Here is a 17,016-nt window from a genome sequence, read left to right as displayed (position 1 = left end):
AGTCTTGCATCTCCATGTTTTCACGAGAAGTTTTCACAAGGTAATTAGCATGAGCGTGTCAGCGATTGAATCGACTCTGCAGCAGATGGCAAGCCTGGCCACCCAGGCTGCCGGCCCGAGTGCCGGCAAGAGTGCCGATGAGCAGCCGCTCAAGGGTACTGAACCGGGCAGCTTCAGTGGTGAGCTGAAGGCGGCGGTCGGACGCATCAATGAACTGCAGCAAAGTGCCGGCAACACGGCGATGGCGTTTCAGACCGGCGACCCCGGTGTGGCCCTGCACGAAGTGATGGTCGATATGCAAAAGGCCAGTGTCGCCTTCCAGATGGGGGTTCAGGTCAGAAACCGCCTGGTCAGCGCCTACAAGGACGTGATGAATATGCCGGTGTAAGGAATAAAAGGTAATAAAAAGGTGGGGCCAGAGCCCCACCCGATAGTCTGTTCTTTCAGCTTTCAGCTTTCAGCTTTCAGCTTTCAGCTTTCAGCTTTCAGCTTTCAGCTTTCAGCTTCCAGCCTTTAGCCCAGCAGCGACAGCACGCCCTGGGGCACCTGGTTGGCCTGGGCCAGCACCGAGGTGCCCGCCTGCTGCAGTATCTGGGCCCGGGTCATATTGGCCACTTCCACCGCATAGTCGGCATCTTCGATGCGCGAGCGGGCGGCGGTCAGGTTGGTCTGGTTGGTCTGCAGGTTGGTAATGGCCGATTCGAAGCGGTTCTGTATGGCACCCAGATCGGAGCGCAAGGTATCGACAGTTTTCAAAGCATCGTCGAGTTTATCCAAAGGATTAGCTGTCGCAGCACCTTCAAATGTAGCCGCAGTTGCTATGGCTGTTGCTGTATTAAATGGGGTAGTCACGGTAACCAAGTTGCCATCTTTATTTTCAGTATAGCCGGTTACCACACCATCTTTATCGTACGAAACTTTGACTGCAAAGTTTTCGTCAGTAGAAACAGTGCCCCCAAGGTCAGCGCCAGTTACGACATCGACGCTACCACCGCCTGTTGCGTCCATAGCTGCATAGTTTTGGCCCTTGTACTCTATAACAAACTCAGCCGTAGATGCGCCAGTGCTAGAATCAAGAATATTACGATAAGTCAGATCCTCAGCCTTGACAGTTTCACCAAGTTGGGTCGTAAGGGTTGTCGCCGCCGCTGACAAATCTACGCTTATAGTCACTCCTTGGCCATCTGTGAGCTGGGTGATTGCTGCACTTGTTTTTAGTGATGCTTTTTCAACTGAAAAACCAGATAAACTTAGGGTGTCAGAATCAATTTTATTTAAATTTACTGTGATCGATTCACCATCGTTAGCACCAACCTGGATATTTAACCCAGTTGTATCTGATAAAACTTTTGTTCCGTTGAAGTTGGTTTCTTTAGAAATGCGATCAATTTCACCTAGGCGTTGATTTATTTCGCCCTGGATCGAGGTAAGGTCATCAGCGGAATTGGTACCATTCTGGGCCTGTACCGTCAATTCCCGCACCCGCTGCAGGTTATCGTTGATCTGGTTGAGTGCGCCTTCGGCGGTCTGGGCCATGGAAATACCGTCGTTGGCATTGCGTTGGGCCTGGGCTAGCCCCTTGATCTGGCTGGACATGCGGTTGGCGACGGCCTGGCCGGCGGCGTCATCCTTGGCGCTGTTGATGCGCAGGCCGGACGACAGCCGCTCCATGGCGGTCGACAGGGCATTCTGGGATTTGTTCAGGTTCTGCTGGCCGATCAGCGAGGTAATGTTGGTATTGATGACTGACATGGATGTGTCCTTCCTTTTGGCGGGGCGAGCCCCGGGGTAACTGTGTCTGCCTGGCCGGGACTATGCCGGTATGTCGGGCTGTTACTCCTTATATCGGGCGCGGCCGCGCAAGCTTTAGGGTGATGAATCATTTTTTTTGCTTGCGGCCGGCGGGGATGGCCCGGGCGTAGCATGCGGGCCGGTGAGTCCTAAAGTCATGGCCAGACCGGCCGATAAGACAGGAATGTATTCACCTCCTTGATGAAATCCATGGATCATGCAGATAACGACTTTACTCCTGTGGTCAACCGGGCCGCTATTCAATCGCTGCTGGACACCCTGACTCAGCCGGGCGGGGCCTCCCTGCTGCCGGAGCAGGCAGACAGCCGGCTGCTGCCAGTGGTGGTGGTGGAACAACAACCGGGGCAACCGCTGCTGCTGGATATCAGCGCCATCCGCGAGCTGGCCTTTGAGCTGATAAAGGGCTTGCCGTTCCGCCTGCTGGGGCATAATCAGGACGGGATATTGCGTACCCTGCCGATGACACTGCGTGACTGTCGGGAGGTTGAGGGTCGGCTGCAGGGCTATTGTGATTATCCGGCGGAGCTGGAGCTGATGCAGCGGCGAAGCAGCTTTCGTGCCCGCTTGCGCATCGGCATGGCGGTCGGCGTGAGTCTGAGGCCAGCGGGCGACGAGCCTGCCCTGCAGGGCGATCTCAAGGATCTGTCGCTGGCCGGCTGTCGGGTCGAGTTTTCGCTGGTCGCGGGAATGGCCGATATGCTGGGTGATGGACCACTGAGCCTGGAATTGTGTTTTCCCGGCGGCCAGCATTTTGCCATCGAGGGCGAGATCCGGCACCGGCAGGCCGATAATGATCGGCAGGTGATTACCGTCGGCTTCGAGTTTACTCCGGGCACCCCGGAGCGGGAGCGGCGCCTGTGGTTTCTGGTACGTGAGATCGAACGGGAAGCGGCCCGCAATGCGGTAGATGATCAGGGCTCGCTGTTGCCGTCCACGCTGTTTCAGGCCGACGAGGCGGCGCTGGCCGCGGTTGAGCGGCGTCATACCCGGGACTACGCCACTCCCATGGCCCGCCGGCTGGCCAGGCTGGCCGCCTATCTGGATCTGCTGCAGCTGGAGTTACGGCAGGACGGCAGGATAGACTCTCGACAGTTATCGCGCCATGCGGATCTGCTGCTGAGCCTGCTGGATGAGGATCGCGAGGCGCTGCTGTTTGCCACCGTCTGTCTGGATCATGAGCCACCGCTGGTGCGCCATTGCCTGAGTGTGGCGGTGCGGCTGGTGGACCTCGTCGGGGTACGGAAGATCCCCGGCGAGTTACGCAAGGCGCTGGCGGCCAGCGCCCTGGTGCATGATCTGGGCAAGGCGCTGCTGCCGGCAGAGCTGTTGGGTGCGGCCAGCCTGGCTGACGATCAGTATCAACAACTCAAGGCGCACGTAACCCTGCTGCAGGAACGCCTGTCGGCTTGTCAATGGCTGGCGCCGGCGGTACTGAGTGCCGTGGTCGGCGGCGCCAACGAACGGCTTGACGGCAGTGGTTACCCCAGGGGCATGGCCGGAGACATGCTGCACGAGTTGTCCCGTCTGATGGCGGTGGTCGATACCACGGATGCCATGAGCCGGCCCCGGCCAGACAGATCCGCTTATTCCATCCATGTTATTTATCGCTATCTGCTCAGCCAGCCGCAGCAATACGACGAGCGCTGGGTAAAACGTTATATGCGGCATTTTGGGCGCTGGCCCATCGGTGCCCTGGTGCGTTATGGCGGGGGCGAACTGGCCTGGGTGCAGCGGCTGGATGCCGATAAACAGCCGAGCCAGGTACAACTGACCTCAGAGCCGGTACCTCCCGGACCCGCACTGGGTCAGGTGTTGCGTAAGCGGGAGCTGGCCATGCTGGGGCCGATTAAGGAAATAGTGGTGCCGGCTATAGTGGTGCCGGCTAAAGTTGGCTGAGCCGGCGCCGATAATCTGAATTAACGGTAATTAATGCGTTTTTTCGGCCGCTGACCACGGCGATTGGGCGTCAGAATACAGGGCAATGAGCAGGGGGCGGCATTATGGCGAGCATTTCATCACTGGGCATCGGCTCGGGCCTGGACTTGAGCGGGCTGCTCGATCAGCTGGCGGCAGGAGAACGGCAAAAGCTGACGCCGCTCACCCAGCAGAAAGGCAGTTATCAGGCGAAGATCTCCGCCTATGGCAAGCTGGAGGGAAGCCTGTCCCAGTTCCAGGTGGCGGTGGACAAGCTGAACGATGCCAAATTCTATAACAGCGTAACCAGCAAGGTAACCGGCACCGCGGTCACGGCAGCGGCCGGCACCGATGCTACTGTGGGCAGCTACCAGATTGAGGTGTCCACGCTGGCCAAGGCCTACAGCGTGGCGACGGACGGCATAGCCGATAAAACAGCCGAACTGGGGGCGGGCACCCTGACCTTTACCTTCGGCAATGCCAATCCCAGCGAGGAGCTTGAAGTCGATGTGACCCAGGCGGAAAGCTCGCTGGAGGGGATCCGCGACGCTATCAATGCCAAAAACGCCGGGGTGAGTGCCTCTATCATCAATGACGGCAGCGGTACTCCCTACCGGCTGGTCTTTGCCTCCACCGAGACAGGCACCGAGGCGGAGATTACCAAAATCAAGTTTGGCTCCGTGGGCGGACTAGCCATTGATACCAATACCGAAGTGTCGGCGAAAAACGCCGCGCTAACGGTGAACGGCATTAATATTGTCAGCCAGAGCAACCGGGTTGAAGAGGCCATTCAGGGGGTGACCCTGGATCTGACCGAAACCGGCACCAGCAGCCTGAGCGTGGTGCGGGATACACCGTCGATCAAGGACGCGGTCAAGGGGTTTGTCAGCGCCTATAACACGCTGCAGGGCAGTATGTCGGAGTTGAGCAGCTTTGACGCCGCCACCGGCTCTGCCGGCCTGTTGCTGGGCGACAGTACCCTGCGTCATGTACAGAGCAAGCTGCGCACGGCCATCACCGACGGGGTGGCCGAAGGTCAGCTGCAGATGCTGAGCGATATTGGCATCAGCCTGCAACTGGACGGCAAGCTGAAACTGGATGAAGACAAGCTGGATCCCCTGCTGGATGACAATATGGCGGCCCTGTCCGACTTCTTTGCCGGCAGCAGCGACGAAACCGGCCTGGCCGGGCAGCTGGGCCAGACCCTGTCGCAGTTTCTGGCGGAAGACGGGCGTCTGGATAATGCCACCAGTGGCCTGAAGAACAGTATCGAGCGGGTGGATCTGCGTTACGAGCGGCTGGAATCGGGTATCGAGTCCACCATAGAGCGCTATCGTGTCCAGTTTGCCCAGATGGACAGCCTGGTGGCCAACATGAATTCAACCAGCAGTTATCTGACGCAGCAGTTCGAGATGATGAATGCCCAGTTGGGGTAATAAAGCAGCAGGCATGGCTGCACCCATTCGCTAGACAGAAATAGATAAAGAGGGGTTAACAACGATGAATTCAATGCGCGGAGCGGCCGCCTACGGCAGGGGTGCCGGCGCCTATGCGCGGGTGGGGATCGAAAGCAATGTGATGTCAGCCAGCCCGCATCAGCTGATCATGATGCTGTTTGACGGCGCCCAGTCCGGTCTGCGTACCGCCCGGCTGCACATGCAGAATGGCAATATCGCCGAGAAAGGAAAGGCTATTTCCAAGGTACTGGATATTGTAAACAATGGCCTGGTGGCGGCACTGGATTCGGAGCAGGGCGGTGAACTGGCCGAGCGGCTGGAGTCACTTTATGACTATACCGCCCGACTCCTGATACAGGCCAACCTGCATAACGACCAGCAGCGCCTGGATGAAGCCGCCAGCCTGCTGGAAAGCATCGGTTCGGCCTGGCGAGAGATTGGCGAACGAGCCAAAGGAGCCTGACATGCCCAGCCATCAGACTGAAAATGCCACTACCCAGGAAGACATCATCGCATCTTACCAGTCCTTGCTGGCCAGCTCGATCAGGATGTTGCACAAGGCGCAGGACGAAGACTGGGTTTCGCTGATCGATGAAGAGTCCAGCTATGTCGCCCAGGTGGAACGACTCACCCGGCTGGAATCCGGCATTGTGCTGGAACCGGCGCAGGTGGTTCGCAAGGCTGAGCTGTTGGCGCAGATCCTGGTTCAGGATCGGGAGATCCGCGAGCGGCTGGCACAGCGCAAGGCCGAGCTCAGCCGGCTGATTGGCCAGTCCCAGCGCCAGCGCCAGCTGAACCGCGCTTACTCTTCTTCTTCCAATACCCCATGATGCCAGGGGCGGGCAAGCAGGATCGGGGCTGATTGTGAGTGGTATCAGCCCGCTTATCGATACCCTGCTGCATCAGGTGCTGGGCCGGCGAGAACCGCAGTCGGTGGCATCTGAGCTTAACCGGGAGGTCAGGCCGCTGACTCCCGCAGAGGCGCTCCGGCCGCTACACAGTGATTCCCGTCTCGATCCCCGGCTCACCCAGGCCAACGCCGGTATCTCTGCTTCGGCGACCGGGCTATCCGCCTCCATCCATACCCATCTCAGTCCGGCGGCACTGACCATTGCCAGGCTGCTGAACGGCGAGCCCACCCTGCCCGGAGTGATCCGGCCCCCATTGCCATTGATGGCGGCTCAGCCTTTGTCTGCGGCAGAGCTGGCTCAGCGCCTGGAACTGGGCATTCGTGACAGCGGTCTGTTTTATGAATCCCATCTGGCCCGCTGGTTTCGCGGCGAATGGCCGCGTGCTCGGCTGGAACAGGAACCACAGATGCGGCAAGAGGCTATGGATTTGGCGGACAATACCAGCATGGATGAAGGCGCCACCCTGGATGAGGGGTTGCAGGCGCTGGTTCGTCATCAACTGGAGTTGCTGGTGACGCCGACCCTGCGCTGGGAGAGCCAGGCCTGGCCAGGGTGCCTGATGGCGTTGCTGATCCAGCCTCCCGAAACCGGTTATCGACCGGAGTCGGGTGCAGAGCCGCAAGATGAAGCGGAGGGGCAGGGCTGGCGCAGTGAACTGACCTTGCAGCATGGTGATTTCGGCGAGATACGGATAAGTGTGTGGTTGCAGGGGGAGCGATTGGCCATTACCCTGGCGCCCGAGGCCGAAATTATCACGGCTCGGCTGCAGGCCGATCTCGAACGGATACGTCCGCGGCTTGCAGCCTGCGGCTTTCGTGAGGTGAGCCTGCATATCGGCACGGTCGAGCGGCAAACCCATGAGTGAAGAGGATATCAAGCGGCGGCAGGCGGTGGCCCTGGCCTACGGGGAAGGGACTCAAGCTCCGCGAGTGGTGGCCAGTGGCTATGGCGAACTGGCCGAGCAGATTATTGCCGAGGCCAGGCGGCAGCAAATATTCATTCACGATGCCCCCGAGCTGGTCGGCCTGCTGATGGGGCTGGATCTCGATCAACAGATACCCCAGCCCCTGTATCGGGTGATAGCCGAACTGCTGCTATGGCTCCGGGAACTGGAACAGGATTATGCCAATAATGAAGGGTAAGTCGCCGATAGTCGGGTTTGCTCGCTGAAGTTTGAATGACTACAAATTACCTGACCACGACCGGTTACGCCTTTGATGTTGGACGAGCGTGTTGAGTGATATTTGATCAGAATTGTTATACCACTTTCCTTTTTGTTTGTTTTTTAACTCCTCTTTGTTTTCTTTTTGAACATTTATTTGTAGTCCTGTTAGCGAAAGCAACATCGAGCAGGGTTAAATAACCTAATACCTCAGGAAATATTTGCTACACAATGGTAGTGTATGCTCCCTTTTTCCGCGACAGTCCTTGATTGAGATCAAACCCTGATGAAAAATACTCGGGCCGGTGGGAAGTCGTGGATGTGGATATTGTTCCGTGTCGAGTTAGGTTAAAAGATGGAAACAAACAGTATCCTGGATGAAATCCAGGAGTTAAACCTTTCTTATCTGCTGCTGGTCAAGCGCCTGCTGAATGATGACAAAGCCATGGCCATGTATCGGCTGAAGATGGACGAGCCGATGGCGGATTTGCTGTTGTCACTGTCGGCGAGGGAGCTTAGCCGGCTTGCTCGCATGAATCAGTTGATCTGTCGACCGAATTTCGAGCATGCCGAACAACTGGAAAAGCTGCTGCGTAATCCCCGCGAGCAAGGCCTGACGCAAACCCACCTGGCCTTGCTGATGGCGTCTGTATAAGGGGGCCAATCCGATGTCAGAAAAGAGTTTGCTCGATGAAGTAGTGCAGGTCCAGACTGCCATCGAGTTGATCGAGCTGGGGGCTCGCCTGCAGGTGCTGGAAACCGAAATCTCCCTGAGCCGCGGGCGCTTGATACGTTTATACAAGGAAGTGCGGGGTATATCGCCGCCCAAGGGATTGCTGCCCTTTTCCACAGACTGGTTCATGACCTGGCTGCCCAATATTCATGCCTCTCTTTTCTATAACATCTACCTGCAGATGACGGAGCAGCATGGCTGTGAGCGGATGGAAGGGTTTGTCAGGGGATTCCGGCTTTATCTGGAGCAACTCGAGCTGGAGGGATCGGAACAGGTGCTGGGGCTGACCCGTGCCTGGACCCTGGTACGTTTCTTTGAAAGCGAGATGTTTCAGCTGTCGGCATGTACCCACTGTGGTCTGCAGTTTGTCGCTCATGCCCACACCCCCAGTCAGGACTTTGTCTGCGGCATCTGCCAGCCACCGTCCCGGGCGGGCAAGACCCGCAAGCGGATCAAACTGGCAACTGAAGCCGGCCGGTCCTGCTTCGGCTGAGCAAGATTTTTCCTGTTCGTCCTCAAGTTACTGCCCTGTCTGCCGATAACAGCATTGAAACTGCCTGTGTCGCACCATTGTTAAGGATGTTCGTTTGTGCTGATACCCCTGGGATTTATCATTGTTACGCTTTCCGTCTTTGGCGGTTATTTACTGGCCGGTGGACACTTGGGGCCTCTGTATCAGCCATTAGAGCTGTTGATGATCGGTGGCGCAGCCCTGGGCGCCTTTGTTGCCGCCAATAACGGCAAGGCGATAAAAGCCACCCTGCGCAGTGCTTCCAGGCTAAAACGCACCAAAAAATACAATAAAGAAATGTATATGGAGCTGATGGCGCTGCAGTTCAAGCTGCTGACCAAGATCCGTCGGGAAGGTATGCTGGGGATCGAGCAGGATATCGATAATCCCGAGGGCAGTGCCCTGTTCACCGAGCACCCCAGGATCCTCCAGGATCCGATGATGATTGGGTTTCTGACCGACTATCTGCGGCTGATGGCCAGTGGCAGCATGAATCCCCATGAACTCGATGAATTGATGCTCCACGAGATAGAGATATTCGAACATGAAGCCCATATTCCGGTGGATGCCCTGACCAAGGTAGCCGATGGCCTGCCTGCCTTTGGCATAGTGGCGGCGGTGATGGGGGTGGTCAAGGCCTTGAGTGCCGCCGATGCGTCTCCGGATGTGATGGGGCATATGATAGCGTCAGCCCTGGTGGGTACCTTCCTCGGCATATTGCTGGGCTACGGCTTTGTTGCTCCGGTGGCCGGTCGTATCGAGCGCCAGGTCGCCGAGGCGGTGAAAGTATTGCAGTGCATGCGGGTCACCCTGCTGGCCAGCCTCAATGGCTATGCGCCACAACTGGCGGTGGAGTTTGGCCGCAAGACGCTGCATACCGCCGAGCGGCCCTCCTTCATCGAACTGGAGAATTATGTGCGTAATGCCAGGGATGCGGGCAGCGCATGAGTGAGAACGCTCGTCCCATCATCATTCGCCGCAAGAAGGTGGTCAAACACCACCATGGCGGCAGCTGGAAGATTGCCTTCGCCGATTTCATGACCGCGCTGATGGCGCTGTTTCTGGTGTTGTGGATATTGTCGACCTCCACCCAAGGTCAACGGGAGAGTGTGGCCGAATACTTCCGGACCCCTTTGTCGGTGGCGATGGCAGGAGGCGACAAAAGCCGAGCCAGCACCAGTGCCATTCCGGGCGGTGGACCGGATCCCATCCATCAGGAGGGTGAGCGGATGCGTATTGATGTGCGTAGCCTGCCTCGCCCCGATGAGAGCCGGAGTCGCCTGCACCGGCTGCAACAACGGATCGAGGCGGTGATCGCGGCTAACAAGAGCCTGAGTGAGCTGCGTAGCCAGATGCGTATGGATATCACCCGTGAAGGGCTGCGTATCCAGTTGGTGGATACCGAACGTCGGCCCATGTTTGAGCTGGGTAGTGAGCAGGTGGCGCCCTATATGCGCGAGCTGCTGCTCACCCTGGCGCCGTTGCTGAACGAGTTACCCAACCAGCTCAGTATCAGCGGCCATACCGACAGTCTGAACTATGTCGGTGGCCATCGGGGATACAGCAACTGGGAGCTGTCCAGCGACAGGGCCAATGCCTCGCGTCGGGAGTTGGTGGCAGGGGGCCTGAGTCCGGACAAGCTGCTGCGGGTGGCGGGTATGTCAGACAGGGTACCGTTGAATGACAAGGATCCGGGGGATCCGGCCAATCGCCGGATAAGCCTGATTGTTCACAATGCAGAGAGCGTCGATGCCATTCGCACTCAGGGCCTGAGTGAGAGCCCCGGTGGGTCGATGCCGCTCGGTGATTAGCATCCCGCAGGCCTGAACCCGGTCATACCTCCAGGTTCCGGTTGATAACATCCCCTCTGGTGCCCGGCCTCGGAACAAGCCACTGCCTTATTGCCCCTGTGGAAACGAAGATGGATTTTAGCGATTTCTACGACACTTTTTTTGAAGAAGCGGATGAGCTGCTCGATGAAATGGAACGGCAGCTGCTGGCGCTGGATCTGGATAAACCGGATCCGGAGCGGCTGAATGCCATCTTCAGGGCGGCTCATTCGATAAAGGGAGGTGCGGGCACCTTTGGATTTTCTGCTCTGCAGGGCAGCACTCATCTGCTTGAAAATCTTCTCGACTGCAGTCGTCGGGGAGTGCTGATATTACGCCGCGATATCATCGATATCTTTCTGGTGGCCAAAGACATGCTGCAAGATCAACTGGATGACTATCGCCAGGGGCAAGAGCCGGATCCGGATACCTATCAGCGTATTTGCCAGATGTTGCAGCAAATGGCCCTGGAGCAAGACGTACAGCTCGATAATCCAGAGGCAACATCGGTAACTTCGGCCAGTACCGCCAGATTGGAAATGCCTGTTGCCGCTGATCCGGAACCGATCGCGCTACCCGCTTCGATGACAGCTCCAATGGCACAACCGGAAGAGGAGGTGTCATCCTGTCGCTTGCTGGTCACCTTGCTTGGTGTGACCGACCAGGATTATCGGCTCTTGCTGGAAGAATTGACCCTGTTTGGCGAATTGGTCGAGGTGCGTGAGCTGGCTGATGGTCATGAAGTGCTACTCGACGCCCAGGCCAGTGCCGATGATATTGCCGCCGTCATGTGTTTTATTCTTGAGCCCGATCAGCTGAAAATTCGCGTTCTGGATCCGAGGCCCGAGTTGCCATTGTCCGCTGTCAGCCCAGAGGCTGTCGCGTCCGTTGCCTCGGCAGCCAGGGAGGCCGCCGCTGTCGGAACCTCATTACCGACGGTGCCCGAGCTTGATTTTCGGGAGCGGAAAGGCGTTGGCGAAGCTTTATCGTTGCGGGTGCCGGTGGCTAAAATTGATCAGCTCATCAAGCTGGTGGATGAGCTGATGATCACCCATTCAATGCTGGTGCAGACAATCAGTGAACTGGATGGCGGGACAAACGGCGGCCTGGTCAATGGCATGAACCTGCTGCAGCGTAACGCCCGGGACTTGCAGAAAGCGGTGATGTCGGTGCGCATGGTACCGATGGGTTCCGTGTTCGGCCGTTTTCCGCGTCTGGTGCGCGATCTGGCCGGGAGCTTGGATAAAGAAGTGGAACTGGTCACCCTGGGCGAATCCACCGAGTTGGACAAGAGCCTGATCGAACGCATCATAGACCCGTTGACCCACCTGGTGCGTAACAGCCTGGATCATGGCATAGAGCGGCCCGATATTCGTGTTGCGGCGGGTAAGCCGGCCACCGGCCGGCTTACCCTGTCGGCCCGTCAGCAGGGTGGCAACATCCTGATTGAGGTCAAGGATGATGGTGCCGGCCTGAACCGGAGTAAGCTGCTGGCCAGGGTGCGAGCCAATGGGCTGAATGTGTCCGACACCATGAGCGATGATGAAGTCTGGCAGTTGATCTTCGCCCCCGGCTTTTCCACTGCGGAACAGATCAGTGATGTGTCCGGCCGGGGGGTCGGCATGGATGTGGTCAAGCGCAATATCCAGGCCATTGGGGGGCATGTTGAGCTGCAGTCCCGGCCAGGGCAGGGCACCAGCACCCGTATTGTCCTGCCCCTGACGCTGGCGATCCTCGAGGGCATGCTGATCAAGGTCGGCGGCGAGGTGTTTATCTTGCCATTGAGTTCGGTGATCGAGTCGCTGCAGCCGACGACCGGTATCTTATATACGGTTGCGGATCAGACCTGCCTGCTGAAGGTGAGGGAGGAATATCTGCCGTTGGTCGCCGTGCGACAGGTGCTGAATGTGAACCATGCCCGGACCCGGCCAACCGATTGTATTGCGGTGGTGGTTCAGGGCGAAGGCCGGAGATATGCCTTGCTGGTCGATGAGTTGCTTGGTCAGCAACAGGTAGTGGTCAAGAATCTGGAGACCAATTATTGCAAGGTGCCGGGGATTTCCGCCGCCACCATATTGGGGGACGGCAGGATGGCACTGATCCTGGATATTGTGGATATGCACCGTCTGAGTCATGTAAAAACAGCCAGTGAACCTTTCCGGGGCGGGTTGGCCCAGGCGGTCGGTCACGATAGTGATAACAAATTAAGGAAGTGAAATGGCCGACAAGAAGATGAGCATACTGGTGGTGGATGATTTCCCTACCATGCGCCGCATCCTGCGCAGCCTGCTGAAAGAACTGGGCTTTAACAATATCGAGGAGGCCGAGGATGGTAGCAGCGCATTGCTCAAGCTTAACAGCGGCGACTTCGATTTTGTTATATCCGATTGGAATATGCCCAATATGGACGGGCTGGAGATGCTCAAGCAGATCCGTGCCGATGAGCGCCTCAAGCAGCTGCCGGTACTGCTGGTGACCGCCGAGGCCAGGAAAGAAAACATCATTGCCGCAGCTCAGGCCGGCGCCAGCGGGTATGTGGTCAAGCCGTTCAGCGCCGCCACACTGGAAGCAAAACTCAACAAGATCTTCGAGAAGTTGGGTAAATAAGTGATCGATACCGACATAGGTGATAATCACTCCCGCCATGGAGAGATGAGAATGGGTGACGATGAACAGCTGGCTACTGCGTCCGAGAGCACAGATGCGCTGCTCCGACGTATCGGACAGTTGACCACTACAGTATCCCCGGTTGGGTGAGCGAATCGGGAATAAGGCATGATTCCCGGCCTTGTTCTGCGTATTGCTCCCTCCCTGCTTTTCCGACAATGGCGGCCATTTGATTACCGCCAGCCTGAATTGACCCCGATATCATGTCCGACGACAGCAGCGATCAGGAAAAAACCGAAGCCGCGACGCCCCAACGCCTGGAAAAAGCGCGGGAAGATGGCCAGATTGCCCGTTCCCGGGAGCTGGCGACCTTTCTGTTGCTGCTCGGGGGCGTTATGGGCTTGTGGGCCATGGGCGGAGCCCTGTACGACCAGCTGGGGCTGGTGATGGAACGCTCTTTCCTGTTTGAACGCCGCCAAGCGTTCGATGCCATGGCCATGCTCAGCCATGCTTTCGAGCTGGGCCGGCGAACCTTGCTGGTGTTGTTGCCGCTGTTCCTGCTGCTAACGGTGCTGGCGCTGGCGGCACCTATCCTGCTGGGCGGCTGGCTGTTTTCGGTCAAGTCGCTCACACCGAAATTTTCCAAGCTGAATCCGCTCAAGGGACTGAAACGCATCTTTTCCAGCCAGGCATTGGCGGAGCTGGTCAAGGCGATTGCCAAGTCGTTGCTGGTTGGCAGCGTGGCGGTGCTGTTCCTTATGTCCAAGCGCGGTGAGCTGATGGCGCTGATGCAGCAATCCATCCAGCAGGCGACGGCCAATGCCCTGATGCTGGCGGCCCAGGCCTGTGGCCTCATGGTACTGACCCTGATCGTGGTGGTGCTGATCGATGTACCTTATCAGTTGTGGAGCCATGCCAAAAAGCTGCGCATGAGCAAGGAAGAGATCAAGCGCGAGCACAAGGAATCTGACGGCGATCCCCATATCAAGGCGCGGATCCGTTCGCAACAGCAGGCCATGGCCCGCAATCGAATGATGAGCAAGGTGCCCGAGGCCGATGTGATCATCACCAACCCCACCCATTATGCGGTCGCCCTGCGTTATCAAGACGGCAAGATGGCGGCACCCAGAGTGGTGGCCAAGGGCGCCGAGGCGGTGGCGGCGAAGATCCGCGAGCTGGGTCGTGAACACAGGGTGCCGCTGCTGGAGGCGCCTCCTCTGGCCCGAGCCCTCTACCATCATGTGGATCTGGATCGGGAGATCCCCATGGCGCTGTATACCGCAGTGGCGGAGGTGATGGCCTGGGCATTCCAGCTCAGGCGGGCGCAGACGGAAGGGGGCGAGCCGCCTGTTACCCCACGGGATCTGCCGGTACCTGAAGAACTGTCCGAACACCGGACTAGACCACCACAGCAGGAGAGTGAATGAAGGAGTTGAGTCGCTACCTGGCGGGCCTTGAGGGAATGAATCGCGAGCAGCTGAAGGTGCTGGCCGGCCCTCTGCTGATCATCATGATACTGTCGATGATGATACTGCCGCTGCCGCCTTTTGCACTGGATCTGTTTTTTACCTTCAATATTGCGCTGGGCATCATGGTTTTGCTGGTGAGTATGTTCACCCAGAAGCCCCTGGATTTCGCCGCCTTTCCGGCGGTGCTGCTGTTTACCACCCTGCTGCGGTTGTCGCTGAACGTGGCCTCGACCCGGGTGGTGCTGATGGAAGGGCACCAGGGAGGAGACTCGGCCGGCAAGGTGATTGAGGCCTTCGGCCAGTTTCTGGTGGGCGGCAACTTTGCGGTGGGTCTGGTGGTGTTCATGATCCTGGTGATCATCAACTTTATGGTGATCACCAAGGGGGCCGGGCGTATCGCCGAGGTGGGTGCCCGTTTTACTCTGGATGCCATGCCCGGCAAGCAGATGGCCATAGATGCGGATCTGAACGCCGGTCTGATCGCCGAGGATGAGGCTCGCCGGCGGCGTGCCGAGGTTTCCCAGGAAGCCGATTTTTACGGCTCCATGGACGGCGCCAGCAAGTTTGTGCGTGGCGATGCGGTAGCCGGCCTGATGATCATGGTGGTTAATATCATCGGCGGCCTGATGATCGGCGTAATGCAGCATGATATGAGTTTTGGTACGGCGGCCGAGACCTATGTGTTACTGGCCATCGGTGATGGTCTGGTGGCGCAGATCCCGGCGCTGGTGATCTCTACCGCCGCCGGCGTGACCGTGTCCCGGGTCAATACCGAACAGGATGTGGGCCAGCAGATGTTAAGCCAGCTGTTCGTCAACCCGCAGGTGCTGATCCTCGCCGCCGGGGTGATGGGCCTGCTGGGTCTGGTACCGGGCATGCCCAACCTGGTGTTCCTGCTGTTTACCGCCCTGCTGGGAGGGCTGGCCTGGTGGATCATACGTAATAGGGAACAGCAGGTCGTCGATGAGGTGGTCAATGCGCCCCTGCTCATGCCGGAAGCGCCGGAAGCCAGTTGGGATGATGTACAGCTGGTCGATACCCTGGGCATGGAAGTGGGCCACAGATTGATCCCTTTGGTCGATCAACGCCAGCAGGGCGAGCTGCTTGGCCGCATCAAGAGTGTGCGCAAGAAATTTGCCCAGGACATGGGCTTCCTGCCACCGGTGGTGCATATTCGCGACAACCTGGAACTGCCCCCCAATACCTATGTTATCACCCTCAAGGGGGCGGAAATTGGTCGCGCCGAGGTCTTCCCGGGCCAGTGGCTGGCGATCGATCCGGGTCAGGTGACCGGCAAGCTGGAGGGTACTCCGACCCAGGATCCGGCCTTTGGCCTGCCGGCGGTGTGGAGCGATGTCAGCCAGCGGGAACATGCCCAGATCTACGGTTATACGGTGGTGGATGCCAGTACGGTGGCGGCCACCCACCTCAATCACCTGTTGCAGCGTCACTCGGCCGAGATGCTCGGCCGTCAGGAAGTTCAGCAGCTGCTCGACAAGCTGGGGGTCGAAAACAAGACGCTGGTGGAAGAAGTGGTACCCAAGCTGGTGTCCCTGACCCAGCTGCAGCGAATATTGCAGAGCCTGCTGGAAGAAGATGTATCGATCCGCGATATGCGCACCATACTCGATACCCTGGCGGAATATGCGGTGAACCAGTCCGATCCCCATGAACTGACCGCCCTGGTGCGTGTTGGCCTGGGCCGGACCATTACCCAGCAGTGGTTTCAGGGCCAACAGGAGCTGCATGTGCTGGGGCTGGATGCCGGCCTGGAGCAAGTGTTGATGCAGGCCCTCAACGGCGGTGGTGCCCTGGAGCCGGGCCTGGCCCAGACTCTGATGGAGCAGACCGAACAGGCTCTGGCCCGCCAGGAGGCGGCGGGTGAGCCGCCGGTGCTGGTGGTGCAGCATCATCTGCGCGCCTTGATGTCGCGCTTTCTGCGTCGGCGACTCAATTATCTGGTGGTGATGTCCCAGGCGGAGATCCCGGATGATCGTACCCTGAGGGTGACCAGCCTGGTCGGGGGGAGCTGATGACCAGGCGCTTCCCCCTGAACAGGGGCCCGGGGATGAGGGGTTGGCTGTTGCTGCTGACACTTTTTCCGGTGGCCGAGATCCGGGCTGCGGCAGGAAGCTGGATCGTGAATGCCCCGGCCATGCAAGTGGCGGTGCCCGGACGGCAATACCTGTCTGCCGAGCTGGCCGTGCCCGAGTCGGTCACGCTTGCCGATCGGCGGCTGGTGAGCCTGAGTTGGCGCTATCAGGTGCCGCCGGGACGCCGGCTGCAGGCCTGGCTGTGTCAGGGGGTCTTCTGCATGGTGCTGCCCGGCGAGCGCGGCAGTCGCCAAACCGGCCTGCCGACGGATGTATCCCGGCCCTGGCAGTTTCGTTTGAACTGCCGTCCGGGTGAACGGCAAGCGGTTCGGGTGACAGGGGCTGCAGCTCGATCGTCAATTACTTATGATGGGGGCTATCAGGGAAATAGACCGGTAATAAATCGGGCCTGTTTAGAGATTACACAATCGGGATGGCTGCCGATAATGGGATGGCTCACAGATAAGGAAAGGCACGACCGTCATGTTTCCCGGCATGGGGGCAGCCTCGAGGTAACA

17 protein-coding genes are annotated in these 17,016 nt (G+C 58.4%); 16 read left to right on the top strand and 1 reads right to left on the bottom strand.

Going from position 1 to position 17,016, the window contains the following annotated elements; all coding sequences use genetic code 11:
* The first annotated feature begins 49 nt into the window (after positions 1-49).
* Positions 50-388 carry a flagellar hook-basal body complex protein FliE gene (fliE, locus tag UN63_RS07415; RefSeq protein ID WP_104486141.1) on the top strand — a complete coding sequence of 113 codons (339 nt, stop codon included), beginning with the start codon at positions 50-52 and terminating at the stop codon, positions 386-388.
* Positions 389-513: 125 nt separating this feature from the next.
* Here the strand turns inward: fliE and UN63_RS07405 are convergent, their stop codons facing one another.
* On the bottom strand, positions 514-1,752 hold the full coding sequence (locus tag UN63_RS07405) for a FliC/FljB family flagellin (protein ID WP_104486140.1): 1,239 nt from the start codon (positions 1,750-1,752) through the stop codon (positions 514-516).
* 240 nt (positions 1,753-1,992) lie between these two features.
* Here UN63_RS07405 and UN63_RS07400 point away from each other — a divergent pair, with 240 nt between their 5' ends.
* The 15 genes from UN63_RS07400 to UN63_RS07330 all read left to right on the top strand — a co-directional run.
* A complete protein-coding gene (locus UN63_RS07400; RefSeq protein WP_104486139.1) occupies positions 1,993-3,708 on the top strand; it encodes an HD domain-containing phosphohydrolase in 1,716 nt (571 codons plus the stop codon).
* A 104-nt stretch (positions 3,709-3,812) separates the two neighbouring features.
* Positions 3,813-5,162 carry a flagellar filament capping protein FliD gene (fliD, locus tag UN63_RS07395; RefSeq protein ID WP_104486138.1) on the top strand — a complete coding sequence of 450 codons (1,350 nt, stop codon included), beginning with the start codon at positions 3,813-3,815 and terminating at the stop codon, positions 5,160-5,162.
* 64 nt (positions 5,163-5,226) lie between these two features.
* Positions 5,227-5,646 (top strand): flagellar export chaperone FliS, encoded by a 420-nt coding sequence (gene fliS / locus UN63_RS07390; protein WP_104486137.1) that lies wholly within the window; start codon positions 5,227-5,229, stop codon positions 5,644-5,646.
* A gap of 1 nt (position 5,647) precedes the next feature.
* Positions 5,648-6,013, top strand: coding sequence for a flagellar protein FliT (locus UN63_RS07385; protein ID WP_181068201.1), 366 nt, complete (start codon positions 5,648-5,650; stop codon positions 6,011-6,013).
* Positions 6,014-6,047: 34 nt separating this feature from the next.
* Positions 6,048-6,959, top strand: coding sequence for a flagellar hook-length control protein FliK (fliK, locus tag UN63_RS07380; RefSeq protein WP_104486135.1), 912 nt, complete (start codon positions 6,048-6,050; stop codon positions 6,957-6,959).
* Entirely contained in the window at positions 6,952-7,236 is a 285-nt protein-coding gene (locus tag UN63_RS07375) for an EscU/YscU/HrcU family type III secretion system export apparatus switch protein (protein ID WP_104486134.1), read from the top strand. The genes fliK and UN63_RS07375 overlap by 8 nt, the downstream gene beginning before the upstream one ends.
* Positions 7,237-7,611: 375 nt before the next feature.
* A complete protein-coding gene (gene flhD / locus UN63_RS07370) occupies positions 7,612-7,911 on the top strand; it encodes a flagellar transcriptional regulator FlhD (protein WP_104486133.1) in 300 nt (99 codons plus the stop codon).
* Positions 7,912-7,924: 13 nt separating this feature from the next.
* Positions 7,925-8,482 (top strand): flagellar transcriptional regulator FlhC, encoded by a 558-nt coding sequence (gene flhC, locus UN63_RS07365; RefSeq protein WP_104486132.1) that lies wholly within the window; start codon positions 7,925-7,927, stop codon positions 8,480-8,482.
* Positions 8,483-8,578: 96 nt separating this feature from the next.
* On the top strand, positions 8,579-9,448 hold the full coding sequence (gene motA / locus UN63_RS07360) for a flagellar motor stator protein MotA (RefSeq protein WP_104486131.1): 870 nt from the start codon (positions 8,579-8,581) through the stop codon (positions 9,446-9,448).
* The gene (gene motB / locus UN63_RS07355; protein WP_104486130.1) at positions 9,445-10,311 is read left to right on the top strand and encodes a flagellar motor protein MotB; all 867 of its coding nucleotides are present in this window, start codon (positions 9,445-9,447) and stop codon (positions 10,309-10,311) included. Before motA ends, motB begins: the two co-directional genes overlap by 4 nt.
* Before the next feature lie 110 nt (positions 10,312-10,421).
* Positions 10,422-12,545 (top strand): chemotaxis protein CheA, encoded by a 2,124-nt coding sequence (cheA, locus tag UN63_RS07350; RefSeq protein ID WP_104486129.1) that lies wholly within the window; start codon positions 10,422-10,424, stop codon positions 12,543-12,545.
* Position 12,546: 1 nt separating this feature from the next.
* Positions 12,547-12,936, top strand: a complete 390-nt coding sequence (gene cheY, locus UN63_RS07345) for a chemotaxis response regulator CheY (RefSeq protein WP_104486128.1) — start codon at positions 12,547-12,549, stop codon at positions 12,934-12,936.
* 263 nt (positions 12,937-13,199) lie between these two features.
* Complete coding sequence (gene flhB, locus UN63_RS07340) at positions 13,200-14,363, top strand: flagellar biosynthesis protein FlhB (RefSeq protein WP_104486127.1); 1,164 nt, start codon at positions 13,200-13,202, stop codon at positions 14,361-14,363.
* The gene (gene flhA / locus UN63_RS07335; RefSeq protein ID WP_104486126.1) at positions 14,360-16,438 is read left to right on the top strand and encodes a flagellar biosynthesis protein FlhA; all 2,079 of its coding nucleotides are present in this window, start codon (positions 14,360-14,362) and stop codon (positions 16,436-16,438) included. The genes flhB and flhA overlap by 4 nt, the downstream gene beginning before the upstream one ends.
* A 50-nt stretch (positions 16,439-16,488) precedes the next feature.
* A partial coding sequence (locus tag UN63_RS07330) for a flagellar protein FlhE (RefSeq protein ID WP_181068200.1) occupies positions 16,489-17,016 on the top strand: 528 nt, incomplete at its 3' end.

This window comes from Oceanisphaera arctica (genome assembly GCF_002936955.1).
GTDB lineage: Bacteria > Pseudomonadota > Gammaproteobacteria > Enterobacterales > Aeromonadaceae > Oceanimonas > Oceanimonas arctica.
This window is presented reverse-complemented; position numbering and strand designations above follow the sequence as displayed.